This window comes from Bacteroidota bacterium, assembly GCA_017303905.1.
Classification (GTDB): domain Bacteria; phylum Bacteroidota; class Bacteroidia; order B-17B0; family Aurantibacillaceae; genus JAHEYG01.
This window is the reverse complement of sequence record JAFLBH010000002.1, coordinates 104977-121675: the sequence shown is the minus strand read 5'-3', so window position 1 is coordinate 121675 and position 16699 is coordinate 104977. Positions and strand designations below refer to the sequence as shown.

13 protein-coding genes are annotated in these 16699 nt (G+C 36.6%); 6 read left to right on the top strand and 7 right to left on the bottom strand.

Annotated elements, in window-relative coordinates; all coding sequences use genetic code 11:
- Entirely contained in the window at positions 1-1005 is a 1005-nt protein-coding gene (locus tag J0L69_08335) for a glycosyltransferase family 2 protein (GenBank protein MBN8693190.1), read from the top strand.
- Here J0L69_08335 and J0L69_08330 read toward each other — a convergent pair whose 3' ends face one another.
- Together J0L69_08330 and J0L69_08325 are read right to left on the bottom strand one after the other, a co-directional pair.
- Complete coding sequence (locus tag J0L69_08330) at positions 1006-1533, bottom strand: hypothetical protein (GenBank protein MBN8693189.1); 528 nt, start codon at positions 1531-1533, stop codon at positions 1006-1008. It abuts the gene before it with no gap.
- Positions 1534-1550: 17 nt separating this feature from the next.
- A complete protein-coding gene (locus J0L69_08325) occupies positions 1551-2708 on the bottom strand; it encodes a cystathionine gamma-synthase (protein ID MBN8693188.1) in 1158 nt (385 codons plus the stop codon).
- Positions 2709-2795: 87 nt separating this feature from the next.
- On the opposite strand from J0L69_08325, the gene J0L69_08320 reads away from it, so the two are divergent.
- The 5 genes from J0L69_08320 to J0L69_08300 are packed head-to-tail and all read left to right on the top strand — an operon-like array spanning position 2796 to position 7223.
- Positions 2796-3512 carry a hypothetical protein gene (locus J0L69_08320; GenBank protein ID MBN8693187.1) on the top strand — a complete coding sequence of 239 codons (717 nt, stop codon included), beginning with the start codon at positions 2796-2798 and terminating at the stop codon, positions 3510-3512.
- A complete protein-coding gene (locus tag J0L69_08315; GenBank protein ID MBN8693186.1) occupies positions 3505-5157 on the top strand; it encodes a S8 family peptidase in 1653 nt (550 codons plus the stop codon). The genes J0L69_08320 and J0L69_08315 overlap by 8 nt, the downstream gene beginning before the upstream one ends.
- 7 nt (positions 5158-5164) lie before the next feature.
- On the top strand, positions 5165-6418 hold the full coding sequence (locus J0L69_08310) for an MFS transporter (protein MBN8693185.1): 1254 nt from the start codon (positions 5165-5167) through the stop codon (positions 6416-6418).
- Positions 6418-6780 (top strand): CoA-binding protein, encoded by a 363-nt coding sequence (locus J0L69_08305; protein MBN8693184.1) that lies wholly within the window; start codon positions 6418-6420, stop codon positions 6778-6780. Before J0L69_08310 ends, J0L69_08305 begins: the two co-directional genes overlap by 1 nt.
- Positions 6780-7223, top strand: a complete 444-nt coding sequence (locus J0L69_08300) for a GNAT family N-acetyltransferase (protein ID MBN8693183.1) — start codon at positions 6780-6782, stop codon at positions 7221-7223. The genes J0L69_08305 and J0L69_08300 overlap by 1 nt, the downstream gene beginning before the upstream one ends.
- On the opposite strand, the gene J0L69_08295 is transcribed toward J0L69_08300, so the two are convergent.
- From J0L69_08295 to gyrA, 5 genes are all read right to left on the bottom strand, one after another.
- Positions 7224-8234, bottom strand: coding sequence for an LLM class flavin-dependent oxidoreductase (locus J0L69_08295; GenBank protein MBN8693182.1), 1011 nt, complete (start codon positions 8232-8234; stop codon positions 7224-7226).
- A gap of 126 nt (positions 8235-8360) precedes the next feature.
- On the bottom strand, positions 8361-9662 hold the full coding sequence (locus tag J0L69_08290; protein MBN8693181.1) for a hypothetical protein: 1302 nt from the start codon (positions 9660-9662) through the stop codon (positions 8361-8363).
- A 10-nt stretch (positions 9663-9672) separates the two neighbouring features.
- Entirely contained in the window at positions 9673-10818 is a 1146-nt protein-coding gene (locus J0L69_08285) for a tetratricopeptide repeat protein (protein MBN8693180.1), read from the bottom strand.
- A gap of 110 nt (positions 10819-10928) precedes the next feature.
- Positions 10929-13793 carry an insulinase family protein gene (locus tag J0L69_08280; protein ID MBN8693179.1) on the bottom strand — a complete coding sequence of 955 codons (2865 nt, stop codon included), beginning with the start codon at positions 13791-13793 and terminating at the stop codon, positions 10929-10931.
- Between the two features lie 112 nt (positions 13794-13905).
- Positions 13906-16458, bottom strand: a complete 2553-nt coding sequence (gene gyrA / locus J0L69_08275; GenBank protein MBN8693178.1) for a DNA gyrase subunit A — start codon at positions 16456-16458, stop codon at positions 13906-13908.
- Positions 16459-16699 lie beyond the last annotated feature (241 nt).

Genomic DNA, 16699 nt, shown 5'->3' with positions numbered 1-16699 from the left:
ATGGGTGTTCCTTCAATTTCTGTCTTAATGCCTGTTTACAATTCATCTGCTTTCTTAAAAGAGAGTATGGATAGTGTATTAAGTCAAACATTTTCTGATTTTGAGTTTGTAATTATTAATGATGGTTCTTCTGATAATTCGGAAGAGATAATTCTCTCTTACAAAGACCCACGCATTAAATACTATAATAATGAGCAAAATCTCGGACTTATTGCCACATTGAATAAAGGCATTGATTTATGTCAAGCTAGTTATATTGCGCGAATGGATGCGGATGATATTTGTATGCCGGAACGTTTGCAAAAGCAATTTGATTTCATGGAAAGTAACAGTGGAGTAGGAGTGTGTGGTTGTGATTACATTCATTTCGGAAAAGGGAAACAGATTTATCATAAATCGCATCACAGCCACGATATAATTTTGGGATGGATGTTGTTTAATTCCTCTATGGTTCATCCGGCATTAATCATGCGTAAAGGATTATTGCAAAATGAAAAACCTTATTTAAATTCACAGTATAAACATGTGGAGGATTACGAATTGTGGAGCCGCTTAATTTTCAAAAGTAAGTTTCACAATATGTCCGAGCCTTTGTTGAAGTACAGAATTCACGCTTCGCAGGTCAGTAAAAAATACAGAGGTGAGCAAATCAGCAATGGTAATTTAGTTAGAAGAACCTTACTTGAAAAGGTGGGCTTAAAATTTACGGAAGAAGAATTCAGAATGCATTGCCATTTAGGCAGCTCTCAGATTATAACTTCCATGAATGATTTACTCATTATTGAGAAATGGTTCCATAGCATTTTAGAACAGAACAAAACTTTACATTTTATTTCTGATGAAGCACTCAATGCTGTTATCGGAAAACAATGGTACGATGCTTGCGGCATTACAAATGTAGGACCGAAAGCTTATTTTCATTACTACAAATCTTCGCTTAGTAAATTGTATCAGGGAAGCAAGGCAAAACTGCTCAGTAAATGTATGGTAAGGTGGGTAAAGTAATTAATCTCTCATTAAAGGCCATTTACCACTTGCATCCGGACAAGTAGGAGATATCATTTTTACATCGCCATTCTTTTTGTATATCGTCACTTTCCATCCATGTTTTGAACCTTGACATTTTTCAGTGAAATCAAAATATTGCTCCACATCCTTTCCTCCCGGAAAATATTCCTTACAGGAAATATATACTCCGTTTTTGAAAATGTGAACCGATGATAATTTTCCCTTTTCATCCAGCCATTTGTATTCGCCATTCAATAATTTTGAACTTCCGGAATTAGTAGGAGCTTCTAATTTGTAGCCTTCTTTTCCGCAAGGTCCCATCGGATAAATATTCATGCCGTCGTGATACCATGTATAGCGACAATACTGCGCATTTGTGCTGTCATCTGTTCGCTTCCAATCCTTATCCAAATAAATTAACCATTTACCTGTACGGCGTTTATTCAAATCCAATTGATTTAATTTCTCCTGGGAATAAGAAACCCAAGTAATCAATACGCATAAAATGACAAGTAATCTATTCATTGTTTTATATTTAAGATTTACCCTAATACCTGTTTTAAATCAGCTAATAAATCTTCCACATCTTCAACACCCACACTTAAACGTAATAAGTTATCTACCACACCGGCTTTCTCACGCTCTTCTTTAGGAATAGAAGCATGTGTCATGGTAGCCGGATGATTAATTAGAGATTCAACACCACCTAATGATTCTGCCAATGAGAATACTTTAAATGAAGAAGCTAACTTAAAGGTATTTTCGATACTCTTATCTTTTAATACAATTGAAATCATTCCGCCGAAATCACGCATTTGTTTTTTCGCGATTTCATGATTAGGATGTTCAGGGAAACCCGGCCAATATACTTTTTCAATCTTTGGATGATTCTTTAAGTATTCAGCAATTTTTCTTCCGTTATAGCAATGTCTTTCCATACGTAAATGCAAGGTTTTGATTCCACGCATTACTAAGAAACAGTCCATTGGTCCGGGATTAGCTCCGCAACTGTTCAAAATGAAATACAATTGTTCGTGCAATTTATCACTATTGGTTACCAAAGCACCCATCACCACATCGCTATGTCCGCCTAAGTATTTTGTCACCGAATGCATGACAATATCAGCACCTAATGCCAGTGGATTTTGTAAGTAAGGAGAAGCAAAAGTGTTATCCACCACCATTAGTAAATTATTTTCCTTAGCGATTTTAGAGCAAGCTGCAATATCAATAATCTGCATGGTTGGATTGGTAGGCGTTTCGGCCCAAATCATTTTGGTATTGGCATTAATATACTTCTTGATGTTATTCGCATCTGTCAGATTAATGAAGTGAAATTTTATTCCATAAGGCTCAAATATCTTCGTGAATAAACGATAAGAACCACCGTATAAATCATCACCGGTAATAACTTCATCACCCGGGCGTAATAATTTCATAACTGCATCCGTAGCACCCATACCACTTGAAAAAGCAACACAGTGTTTACCGTTTTCTAAAGCAGCAATGTTTTTCTGTAATGCTTCACGGGTAGGATTTTTACCGCGTGCGTAACCAAATCCCTTGTTTTTTCCAGGAGATTCCTGAACATAGGTACTGGTTTGAAATATAGGCGTCATAATTGCACCTGTGCTTGGATCCGGATCGGCTCCGGCATGGATTGCCTTGGTACCGAATTTATAGTTTGAAAAATCTGACATATACGTTGAATTTGAGGCGAATTTAATAAGAATAAGGCAATAAATCGGGGCTTTTATTTCAACAAATTATTTGGTATCTTTAAGCTATTGAAAAAGCTTTTCTACATACTGGCTTTAATAGCTGTTTTTGCTGCTTGTAAAAAGAAAACAGTTTCGGAAACTCATGTTTTAAACGGCATAGATTACTATCCTACTACGCTTGGTAATTATGTTATTTATGAGGTGGATAGCATTGTTTACGATGAATTTACTTCAGATACCACACATTACAAATATCTCATAAAAGAAAAATTGGAAGAGGAATTCACTGATCCTGAAAACAAAACCGCTCTTAAAATTGCGCGTTACATAAAAAAATTCAATGCTTCAAAACCTTATGATTCGATTGCCTGGACAATTAAAGACATTTGGCAAGCCAATGTGAACAAAACAAATGTAGAAGTTGTTGAAGAAAATGTGAGATTTACCAAATTGATATTTCCCGTTAAAGAAGGTTCTACCTGGGATGGAAATGCTAAAAACAGTATTGGTCAATGGGATTATACCTATTCCTATATCGATAAAAGTGAAAACATTAATTCTATTCCTTTACAAAAGACTTTACTAGTAACGCAAAAGAATTTCAGAACTTTAATCTCATGGCAGTATTACGTTGAAAAATACACAGTAGGAGTAGGATTAGTATACAGAGAAATTATAGACATCAAGCATCCGGTAACATCAACAATAACTCCGGTAAATAACATTCCCCAAAAAACAGGATTAATTTATAAATCACAAGTAATCAGTTACGGACATGAATAAGAAATTTATTTTCGCTCTTACATTTTTAGCTTCCATTTTATTTTCTGATTTAGCAGTTGCGCAGAAATATTGGGTGAAATTCAAAAACAAAAACGGAACACCATATACCACTTCCAATCCAAGTGCTTTCTTATCGGCAAAAGCAATTACACGTCGTGTGAATATGGGAATTGCCATTGATCAAACGGACTTACCTGTTACGCCAAGTTATGTCACACAAGTTGACGGTGTAAGCGGTGTGACTGTTTTATTTCGTTCGAAATGGTTAAACGGAATTGTAATTAGCGTCACTAATACAGTTGCATTAACTACTATCAACTCTTTTACTTTTGTACAATCATCAGCTCCGGTAAACAGATATAAAATTGTGATGCCGGCTATTGATAGAACCACTATTAATCCGCATAGTGAAAATAATAAAATCCAATCGCCAAGCGCATTCAATTACGGACAATCAGCAGGGCAAGCCAGTATGATTGGCGCCGACTGTATGCATAATTACGGATGGAGAGGGCAAGGTGTTACGATTGCCGTGTTAGATGCAGGTTTTAAAGATGTACACATTGATAATGTATTTGATAGTTTACGGTTACAAGGTCGTTTAAAAGGAACCCGCGATTTTGTTACCGGTGATACCATGGTTTTTGAAGATCATACGCATGGCTCCATGGTATTATCGTGTATGGCAGCTATCGATCCGGGAAATATTATCGGTACAGCTCCAAAAGCAAATTATTGGTTATTGAGAACTGAAGATGTAGGAAGCGAAACTTTAAGTGAAGAATACAACTGGATCCGCGGTGCCGAATTTGCTGACAGCTTAGGTGCTGATATGTGTACTACCTCTTTAGGCTATACAACATTTGATGGAGGATTGAACAATCATACCTACGCACAATTGGATGGAAAAACAGCCCCAATGAGTATTGCCTCAACCATGGCAACACGCAAAGGTATGCTTGTGTTGAATGCAGCGGGTAATGAAGGCGGAAGCGCATGGAATTTTATTTCCGTTCCTGCTGATGCGGATAGTATCATTACGGTTGGTGCGGTAGATCCTACAGGCGTAAAAGCAGGATTTAGTTCATTCGGACCAACCAGCGATGGAAGAATAAAACCGGATTTATGTGCACAAGGCGGACCAGCTTTTGTTTGTAATACCGGATGTTTTTTCGGAAACGGAACATCATTCGCAACACCTGTGCTGGCAGGAGCAGTAGCTTGTTTGCTGCAATACAAACCTTATGCAAAACCAATGCAAATTTTAGGAGCATTAAAGGCTTCTGCTAATAATTCAATTAGTCCGAATAATAATGTAGGGTGGGGGATTCCAAATATGTGTACTGCATCGAGTAATACCTTACTATCGGTTTCTTCCAACGAAATGAATGATTTAAATAATTCAATTAATATATATCCGAATCCGGTAAGCGACAAATTAAATATCGAATTTGCCAACAAAATTGAATCAAATATTACTATCATAATTAATAATGTGTTAGGTCAGGTTGTTGACACGCGTACTTTAAAATCAGCAAACGAATTAATAGAATTCAATGATTTTTCTTCGCTAAAACCTGGCGTTTATTTTTTAAACATTCAAGTTGGTAATTCAACTATAGTAAAAAAAATAGTGAAGCAATAATTGTTTTATGTCAGCTAAAAGTTCTCCTTACCTCAGTAAAATAATAATTGTTGCCGCATTAGGTTATTTTGTCGACATCTATGATCTTGTTTTATTCGGAATGGAACGCGTTTCCAGTTTAACGGATATATTATCGAAAACAATTTCTGATGAAGCTGAATTAAAGCGTCAGGTTAAAGAAGTGGGTATTTCCTTATTAAACTGGCAAATGTTTGGTATGCTGGTTGGAGGCGTTTTTTGGGGCATACTCGGTGATAAAAAAGGAAGATTATCTGTTTTATTCGGCTCCATTTTTTTATACTCCATAGCCAACATTGCAAACGCTATGGTGCAAGACACAACCACGTATGCTCTCTTACGTTTTATCTCAGGCTTTGGTTTGGCAGGCGAATTAGGCGCGGGTATTACTTTAGTAAGTGAAAGCATGGATAAAGACAAGAGGGGATGGGGTGCCACCATTGTGGCTTCTGTTGGTTTATTTGGTGCCGTAGTGGCGGGAACCGTTGGAATATCAATCGGGGACTGGAGAGTGTCTTATATTATCGGTGGTGTAATGGGATTAGCATTATTGGTGATGCGAATAGGCGTTTTAGAATCTACCATGTTTAAAAGCGTAAAGGAAAGTAATGTAGAAAAAGGTAATTTTTTATCCTTATTTAAAACATCAGAGCGTTTCATCAAATTTATAACCATCATACTTGTTGCATTACCGGTTTGGTATGTGATGGGGATTTTGATTACGTTTTGTCCGGAGTTAATGAAAAGTCTCGGTATGGAAAACCCACCCGAGAATGCCAGATTAGCCATGACCTTGGCTTACGTGGGTATAACCATTGGCGATATTGTAAGCGGCGTAGTGAGTCAAAAATTGCAAAGTCGTAAGAAAAGCTTGGTATTATTTTTATTACTCGCCGTTTTATTTGTGGTAGGTTATTTTACTATTGCAAAAAACTCAGTAGTGATGTTTTACACTGTCGTGATCTTAATTGGATTTGCTACCGGCTATTGGGCGGTATTTATTTCTACAGCCTCTGAATTATTCGGCACTAATTTACGTGCAACGGTAACAACCAGTGTACCTAATTTTGTAAGAGGCGGCACAATATTAATCACCACCTTATTTCAATACTTCAGTAAGATTGAAAGTATCGGAAACATTTATTCGGCCATTATTGTCGGACTCATCGTTTTCGCACTTGGATTTTGGGCCTGGTATCGATTAGAAGAAACCTTTCATAAAGATTTAAATTATACCGAATAATGGGAAAGAATTCTGTTGTCATAGGTGCATCTCCGAATTTTGAGCGTTATAGCTATAAGGCAACCGTTAGGTTAAATCAGTATGGGCATAAAGTATATCCGATTGGATTAAGAAGCGGAAAGATTGAAGGGATAGACATCATTACTGATAAACCACAAATTCCAAATGTAGATACTGTAACCTTGTATGTTGGTCCGCAAAATCAGGAAGCGTGGAAAGAGTATATCTTTAGTTTAAAACCCAAACGTATAATTTTCAATCCTGGTACTGAAAATCCTGAATTTCAAAATCAAGTTCAGTCAAAAGGAATTGAGTGTGTAGAAGCCTGCACATTAGTTATGTTATCAGTTGGAAATTACTAATGCGATTTATCATAAAGCCTTATAAAGAATTAAGTATTGATGAGCTGTATGAAGCTTTAAAATTGCGTTGCGCTGTTTTTGTGATTGAGCAAAATTGTAATTATCAGGATATGGATGATAAAGACAAAAAAGCGCATCATATTTTAGGTTATAACGAAGGTGAATTAGTAGCTTACGCAAGAATTTTACCACAAGGAATTTCATATAAAGAAGCTTCTATTGGCAGAGTTGTAACTTCAGGTAATTATAGAGGGAAAGGCGCAGGTAAAGAATTAATGCAAGAAGCCATTAAACAAACACTTTCATTATTTAAAACCAATGAAATTGTTATTTCTGCTCAATATTATCTACTTAAATTTTACCGTGATTTAGGTTTTGTGGAAGAAGGAGAAATTTATCCGGAGGATGATATTCCGCATATTCAAATGCGTTTGATAAAATAATCAGAGCGCGATTTCAGTTTTCAATTTATCGTGAACCAGAGGTTTAACTTTTTCCATAAACAGGCGCATTGATGATTCAACGAGTTCCGGTGCTAATAATCCGAAATTTTGTAGAAGTAACAAATGATGAATACCCATATGGTAAAGCTCAACTAATTTATTTGCGACTGTTTCAACCGAACCAAATAAATGAATGCCGCTTTGCATAACATCATCGTAAGTTTGTTGTTTTGCATACAAGCGAGTCTTTACATATAAGTTAAAAGCTTCTTCTGCATTTAGGCGAGCTTGCGCGTCTGTTTCGGCAACGTGCGCATGAAATGCAAATAAGCAGTCGGAAGGATTAGAATTACCGGACTCTGAAAATCCTTTTTTAAAATCGGCGACAAGCAACTTAATTTCAGAAAAATTGTTTACGGAAGCATACGGTACGCAAATGATATTGTGACCTTGTTTACCCACATGATAAGCCGCTTCAGAACGTAAAATAGCGACATATAGAGGAACATTTTTCTGTACAGGAAAAACATTGATACCAACATTATTCAGCGTATTGTATTTGCCTTTATAATTTATTTTTTGGCCGGTTAAGGCTTGTTTTAAAATAAAGAGATTCTCATCAAAGCGTTCACGTTTTTCATCAGGGTTTACGGAATAGCCTTCAAATTCATGCTTTAAATAACCGGAGCCTAGTCCAAGTATTAATCGGCCGTTCGATAAAACATCCAACATGGCATAATTTTCGGCCACCGTTAAAGGGTTATGGAAAGTTAAGATGGATATAGCCGGACCTAATTTTATTTGTTTGGTTTTTTGTGATAGAGCAGATAGAAAAACAGCAGGATTTGGAACAGCGCCATATTCATGAAAATGATGTTCGGCCACAAAAAAAGAATGGTAACCTAATTGATCTGCCAGAACACCTTGGCGTAAAACTTGAGCATATAAATCGGGAATAGAACGCTTAAAAGCAGGATGATGATCTTGTACAGAGAATATCGAGTATTTCATGCAATAAATGTATATATTTGCGTAATAAACTCCTAATTTTTAGTTAATTAAAAATACTATAATTAATATTATGTTAAATAAATATGTGAAAGAATAAGGAGGTTTTTAGGGCCTCCTTATAAATTTTTATTTCTTCAATTTAGCGCTAATCTCATTCGCTTTCGCCTCATCACCTGTCAATAAATACAATTTTCTTAACGATTGTAATGTACTTATATCATCCCCTTTTATTTGTAAAGCTTGCTCGAAATAAGGAATTGCTTTTTTGTATTGTTCATTCACTTTAGCGGTAATCTCCTTTTGCTTTTGAGCCAGCTTTGCAATGGTTGCATCGTTCATTTCTTTGTTATACATATACGTTCCGTAATTGTAATACAAAGCGCCCAAATTATACAAAGCGTTAAAACTGTACTCCGTATTACTTGGTTTTAAATCTACCGTCTTTTTATAATGCTCTTCCGCTTTAGAAAACAATTCGCTAAAGTTGGCCGGCTTCTCCAAATCTTTACCATCAGCGCCTTTTGGATTGGCCATGTTATCTAAAGTATTAGCCGCTATTAAATGTAACACCGCGTTATTTGGATCTTTCTCCAATGCTAAATTTAAATTATTAAGGGATTCTTGTTGCTTGCCTGACTTAATGTAATAATCTGTCTCCAGATTTAATAAAGTCATATCGTTTGGATACAAACTACGACCTTCCTTTAAAGAAGTTAATGCTCCGGTCGAATCATTCACAGCGCATTTAGCATTGTATAAATATTGATACGTGCCGGCATTAGCCATTTTCTCATCAATAATACGCTGATTAATCTTTACCACTTTACCGTAGTTTTTAGCTTTTGAAGCAGATAAAGATGCGTTAAATAAACTAACGGTATCTTTTCGCCCCTGATTAATCATATTACTTAATCCGAATGAATTTTCGAAATAATCAGCCGCTTCATCGTATTTTTTTGCTTTGTACGACCCAACTGCCAAATTATTTAAATCATCTACCATCGATAATGAAGTAGATAATAATTCCTGGAACGCGTCTTTTTCTTTTGTATTAGCTTTAACTGCTTCTACTGATTTAATGGCATCGAAAAACTCTTTAGTAGAAACAGTGCTATAAGCCATTTCCATTTTTTGCTTTTTGTCGCCACCCGCCGCTTTTTCTTCTTCTTGTTTTAAATTGTATTTAAACAATTCATAATAAATCTGCGCCCTATAGGTGTGCATTTTTACATTGTCTTTAGTTTCTTCATTGGCAGCTGCTAAATCAATGGCCTCTTTTGCCTTATTTAAATAAGAAACATCCGGCTTCTCTTTTACAGTGGCCTGATAATCGGTTAAACCGCGCCATGCGGCGTTAACTTTTGATTTTTGTGCTACTGCTCCACTTACGCAAACAGCTAAAGCTAAACTTAGAAAATTACGGATCATGAGAAAAATATTATTGTTTGTACTTAGCAGCCTTTTCCGGCTCGCCTAATTTGTTTAATAACTGAAACAAACGTTGTTTTGTTGCCTTATCAGGAGAAACTTCGTAAGATTTCTCTAAATAAGTAACGGCTTTCTTCCATTCTTCAATAGCTTTGGCATCATATTCCTTAGCTTTTGCCGCGTCTTTTGGAGGTAAATCACCTGCTTTTTTATTCCACTCATTTCCTTTATTAAAATAAACCACACCTAAGTTGTAGTTAGCAATTTCATAGTCCGGTTTAATCTCTAAGGCTTTTAAATATTCCTGTTCTGCTTTATCAAATTCATTCTTTTTAGTGTAGATGTTAGCTAAGATAGCATGCAGCGACTCATTATCGTTTGCCTTGATAGCAGCCTGTAACTTATCAATTAACTCTACCGATTTCCCTTGCGCTAAGTAAATATTAATTTCAGAATTGATTAAGTCCATGTTGTCATCAAAAATGGCTTTACCCTTTTCAATGTATGATAAAGCTTTCGCTGTATCTTTTGCGCCTAACATGATTTGCGACATGTAAATATAAATTTTAGGTTCTTTATAGTTCATGGCAATCAACTTATCGGCAAACTCCTGCATTTTTGGAATATCATTTGCACGCGCATACATTTCATAACGGTTATAAATCAACTTTTCTTTGGTAATGTTATTACGTTTCATCCCTTGATCGAAATCATACGGCAAAGCCTGCTCTACTAATTCATAACATTTTAAAGCTTTCTCAATTTGCTTTTCCTGCGAATACCAGCCTGCTTTACGATTAACGGCAGATGCTGCGATTACAACCGGACCTTTTACATCTTCTTTGTAAATGTTTTCCTTCGCATCCAGCTTTAAGCAGTTGATGTAAGCTTCTAACGATTTCTCTTCAGCTTCCAAATCTAAATTTCTAACTTTCTCGTCTTTGTCCTCAAAAATGGCCTGATAAACTTTGCCTCTGTACATCCACATTTTGGCGCTGCCTTTTGTGCTTTCATGTACAGCCGCCGCGTCTGTTGCAGCCTTAGCTTTATCGTATTCTTTATTCTTTAAATAGTTGTACGAGTTTACAACCTGATTGTTCTGAGCCATTACTAATGCAGTGAACGCGGCCAGACTAAAAGTGATAATTGATTTCATATTTGTACTTTTTATTTATGCAAAAAACCAAACAGGTTCCTTGCGGCGCACTGTTTGGTTTTTATTGTTTGTTTTATTTATTAAGACTCAATAACTGTGCAAATCCACAATTAGTCTACCGAAATCTTTTTAAACTTAACGTTGTTTAACACTTCCTTGTTTTTAGCATCTTTCATTGCTCTATCTAAAGCTGCTTCAATGTAAGCCTTATCTCCAACGATAACTGTTGTTAATTTGTTTGGATCATACACCTTCTTAATGTGAGCATTCAACTCATCTTTAGTGATTGTCTTTAAAATCTGATTTTGTTGTGCTACATAATCTTTTGGTAAATTGTATCGAGCGATGTTTGCTAAGAAACCTGCCTTTTGCCAAGGTGATTCGTAACGTAAAGCCTCCACATTTAACATCGATTGCTTAGTAAATTCTAATTCTTTATCAGTAATACCGTTTTGTACGTAGTTATTAAACTCTTTCGTAATCTCTGCTAAAGATAACACAGTAGCAGGACGCTTAACAGATGAACTGATTAAGAATGTACCGTTAAATTTATTACCACTGAAAGATGAACGGATACCGTAAGTATACCCTTTGTCTTCACGTAAATTTAAATTCAAACGACTGTTGAATGCACCACCAAATGCGAAGTTTGCAATCTGGCTCTTGAAATAATCGCCTGTTGCATCATACTTCATCGCAGGATATCCCATCATGATAACTGAAGAAGGAGCAGCCGTTTTTTCCTGAATAAAGAACTGTTGCTCTGCTTTTGCAGGAGGCTCAGGAATAGCTTGCATCTTTACCTCCTTATTATTCATTTTATTTAAGAAATCTAACTTGCTTACAATTTCAGCGTCTGTTACATCACCTACTACCACGATGTTACCACCTGCAGTTGAGAAACAATTATTATAATAATCCTGGCAATCCTTTAATTCGATAGCATCAATGGTTTTTACGGTTGGCTCCATACCTAATACAGATGATGGTCCGTAAATAGCCTGATTAAATGCCTTGTTTGCTAAAGATTGTGCGTTTGTTTTTTGATCCTTCACACTCTCTTTGTATTGTTTCTTCGCTAACTTGAAATCTTCGGCACGCCATCCCGGATTCAATAATTTTTCTTCCAATAATTTTAATGTTGCATCTAAGTTTTTCTTCAAACACGATACATTAATAGTATTGTTCATTTTTCCGGCACCGATGCTAATAGAACTTCCTAATTTTTCTAATTCGGCAGCCATTTGCTCGGTGGTATAATTTTTAGTTCCTTCATTCATCAATCCGGTAGCTAATTGCGCTAAACCGAATTTCTTTAATTGGTCAGGAGTTAAAGCCATATCTCCACCATCTAAGTTAATAGTGATGTTGATCATCGGGCTTTCAGTTGCTTTTGTTCCTAATACTTTCATTCCATTTTTTAAAGTGGTTTGATAGAATTCAGGAGCTTTTACAGTTTTTGCTTCTCCGGCTTTCGGACGTTCAGCACGGTTAAAGTTATCTACATTTGGTTTGTATGATAATCCCGCATATTCCGGATTTGCAGGGAATGTTGCACCTGCGTTAGGATTGATACTCTTCACTGAATCTTTCTGATTCATGATTGGATACGTATTCAAAATAGCAGCACCCGAACCTTTGATGTATTTATTAAATACACGTGTGATGTCTTCTTTAGTTACTTTAGTGTAACGCTCAATCTCATCAGTAATTGTTGAAGGACGACCTAATAAGCGCTCCCACTCAGAAATTACACTTCCTTTATTGAATACTTCATCTAATCCATCGTAATAACGAGATTCCATCTCTGCTTTTACGCGAGCTAAAGCTTCATCGGTAATTCCGCTTGTTCCGAACTCATCAATGGTTGCTTTTACTTTCTCATCCAACTTGGTGAATAATCCTTCTAAGTTGAAGTCTTCAGGTGGATAAGCAAAAATTTGAATGCTGAACTCACCCGATAATTCTTCCGAACGGTGATCAACACCAGCCTGAATTGCCATTTCATTTTTAACGAAGTTTTTATAGAATAATGAGTTGTTTCCACCACCCATCATCATCGCCAATAAATCTAAAGCCGGTTCATCTTTGTGGTACTGACCAACAGTTGGATAAACACGTAAGTTTAATGGGAAATAAGTACGGTCTTTGTAAGCTGTATACTTATCGGTAGGAATTACAACCGGCGGTACACGTAATTTTTTCACTTCCGGACATGGTTTAATACCACCAAAATATTTGTCAATCATTTTTAAAGCATCTGCCGGTGTGAAGTCACCGCTAACGGTTAAGATTGCGTTGTTTGGTCCGTACCAACGTAAGAAGAAGTTTTTAACGTCATCTAAAGTTGCACGGTTCAAATCATCAACGTAACCAATTACCGGCCAACTGTAAGGATGTTTGAATGGATATAATGCCTTCCCGATTTCTTCTACGAATGCTAAACCATAAGGACGGTTTTCGAAGTTTTGTGACTTCTCATTTTTTACCGCATCACGTTGGTTTTCGAATTTTTTAGAAGTTAATGAGTCTAATAAAAAGCCCATACGGTCAGCTTCTAACCATAAACCCATTTCTAAGTAGTTAGATGGTAAAGTTTCGAAGTAAACTGTTTTATCACGTTGCGTAAAACCGTTCATGTTACCACCCGCAGTACTTACCATTTTAAAATGCTCTTCATCGGCCACGTGTAATGAACCTTGGAACATCATGTGCTCAAAGAAGTGAGCAAATCCAGATTTTCCTAAATCTTCGCGGTTTGAACCTACTTTATAAGTAACCATTACGTTCACTACAGGATCAGAATGATCTTCGTGTAATAAAATGGTTAATCCGTTTGGTAATTTCCATCTTTCATATGGAATTGATAGTTTACCAGGCTTTGCCTCTACCTTTTCTACTAGTGTAGGTTGAGCTACATAAGTGCTTATTGCAAAAACACTTAATAAACCTAAGATGATCGATTTTCTTTTCATGTGCTATTGTTTGTTAATTATTTGCCACATGGAATAAGCAAAGCTTATTTCATTGTTTGTTTTTATTGAGTCGCTAAATTATGTTTTTAATCTCTTTTTTTTACGCCATTTATTAGGCATTATTGTCCGTTGGTGTAGAATTTTCGGTGTTTTCAGGTGTCACCTCCGGATTTACCGGATTTTCACCCTCTCCCCCATTCTCACCGTTTTCGGTTTCATCTTCATGATCAACCTTCGTTACAGCGGCAATTTCATCATTATCCTGAATATTAATTAAACGTACACCTTGCGTTGCACGGCCCATCACACGAAGTGCGCTAATATTCATACGGATGGTAATACCATTTTTGGTAATAATCATCAAATCATTAGCATCGGTTACCGATTTAATAGCTACCAGATTACCGGTTTTGTCGGTGATGTTAATGGTTTTAACACCCTTACCGCCACGGTTGGTAATACGGTATTCATCAATTTCTGAACGTTTACCATAACCTTTTTCAGATACAACTAATACGTTTGCATTAACATCATCAATGCAAATCATACCAATCACTTCATTATTACCACCTTCTTCATCATTTAAATCGATCGCAATTACACCGGATGCGTTACGCCCCATCGGACGAACTTTTTCCTCGTTAAAGCGACACACCTTACCCAATTTAGTGGCAATCATGATTTCATTTTTACCGTTGGTTAAAGCTGCTTCTAATAATTGATCGCCTTCACGGATAGTTATCGCGTTGATACCATTAGCGCGTGGACGGGAATAAGCTTCTAAAGTCGTTTTCTTAATGATACCTTCTTTAGTACATAAGATAATGTAGTTGTTATTAATGTAATCTTCATCTAATAAATTCTTCACATTAATAAAGGCCTTCACTTTATCATCAGACGGTATATTCAATAAATTCTGAATAGCTCTTCCTTTACTTGTTTTGTTTCCTTCCGGAACTTCATACGCACGCAACCAGAATACTTGTCCTTTTTCGGTAAATAATAAAAGATAGTTGTGTGTGGTGGCGGTAAACATATGTTCAATAAAGTCTTCATCGCGCGTTGCGGAACCTTTTGAACCTTTACCACCTCTATTTTGCAAGCGGTATTCATTTAAACTGGTACGTTTGATATAACCCATGTGAGAAATGGTAATTACCACATCCTCATCAGCAATCATATCTTCCATTTTAAAGTCATCGCCGGCATAAACGATATCCGTTCTTCTGCCGTCGCCGTATTTTTGTTTTATTTCCGCAATTTCATCCTTAATGATTTTGTAACGCAAAACTTCGTCATTTAAAATAGATTTTAGATAATCGATTTGCTTCATTAATTCAGCATACTCTTCTTTTAACTTATCGCGTTCCAGTCCGGTTAATGCGCGTAAACGCATATCCAGAATAGCGCGGCTTTGAATTTCACTTAAACCAAAACGGCTCATTAACTCTTCGCGTGCCGAATCAGGCGTATCGCTTTCGCGGATGATTTTAATAACTGCATCTAGATTATCGATGGCAATTAATAAACCTTCCAAAATATGAGCGCGTTTTTCAGCCTGCGCTAATTCATATTTCGTACGGCGTACAACTACATCATGACGGTGTTCAATGAAATAATGAATCTGATCTTTCAGATTCAACATCATCGGACGACCATTCACTAACGCGATGTTATTTACTGAGAATGAAGTCTGTAAAGATGTGTACTTGTATAAATTGTTTAATACAACGTTTGAAATGGCATCGCGCTTTAATTCGTAAACAATACGCATACCATCTCTATCCGACTCATCACGTATATCGGAAATTCCTTCGAGTTTTTTCTCATTCACCAATTCAGCAGTTTTTTTAATCATTTCTGCTTTATTCAATTGGTAAGGAATTTCACTAACGATAATCCGCTCTCTGTCTTTTACGGTTTCAATATTTGCCTTTGCGCGTAACACAATACGCCCGCGGCCGGTTTCAAAAGCTTCTTTTACGCCTGAGAAACCATAAATAGTTCCGCCCGTTGGAAAATCAGGAGCTTTTACATATTGCATTAATCCCGCGATATCTATATCACGGTTATCGATATAAGCCATACAAGCATCACAAATTTCTGTTAAGTTATGTGGTGCCATGTTAGTAGCCATACCGACAGCGATGCCGGATGCGCCATTCACCAATAATTGAGGGATACGGCTTGGCATTACAGTTGGCTCTTGTAAAGAGTCGTCAAAATTCGGACGGAAATCAACCGTATCTTTTTCGATATCGGCAATAATTTCTTCGGCAATTTTTCTTAAACGCGCTTCGGTATAACGCATCGCAGCAGGAGGATCGCCATCCATACTGCCAAAGTTTCCTTGTCCGTCAACCAACATGTAACGTAAGCTCCAATCCTGAGCCATACGCACCATGGTATCATAAACGCTCGCGTCACCGTGCGGGTGATATTTACCTAAAACCTCACCAACGATACGCGCCGATTTTTTATACGGACGGTTGTGCATTAAACCTAACTCCAACATACCGTAAAGTACGCGGCGGTGTACAGGTTTTAAACCATCACGCACATCGGGTAAAGCACGTGATACAATAACCGACATCGAATAATCGATGTAGGCCGTTTTCATTTCATCTTCAATGTTAATGGGGATAATTTTCTCTCCGTCTGCCATATTCCTTAGTTCTTAAAATTTATAATTTGCTGTGTTTTTGAGATCAATCATGAATTTTTGTCAGCCTGTTTTGTAACCAAAATAAATTCAATTCGTACACCTGAAAAACCATCATACATCCCCCTAAACTACCAATAAATCCGGTAGTTGAACTACATATTTATCAACAAATTTTTTGTTAAAAAAAGGGAGGATTTTCACAATCAAACCTCTTTTTAAACGTTACTTTTGATTGTGGCAT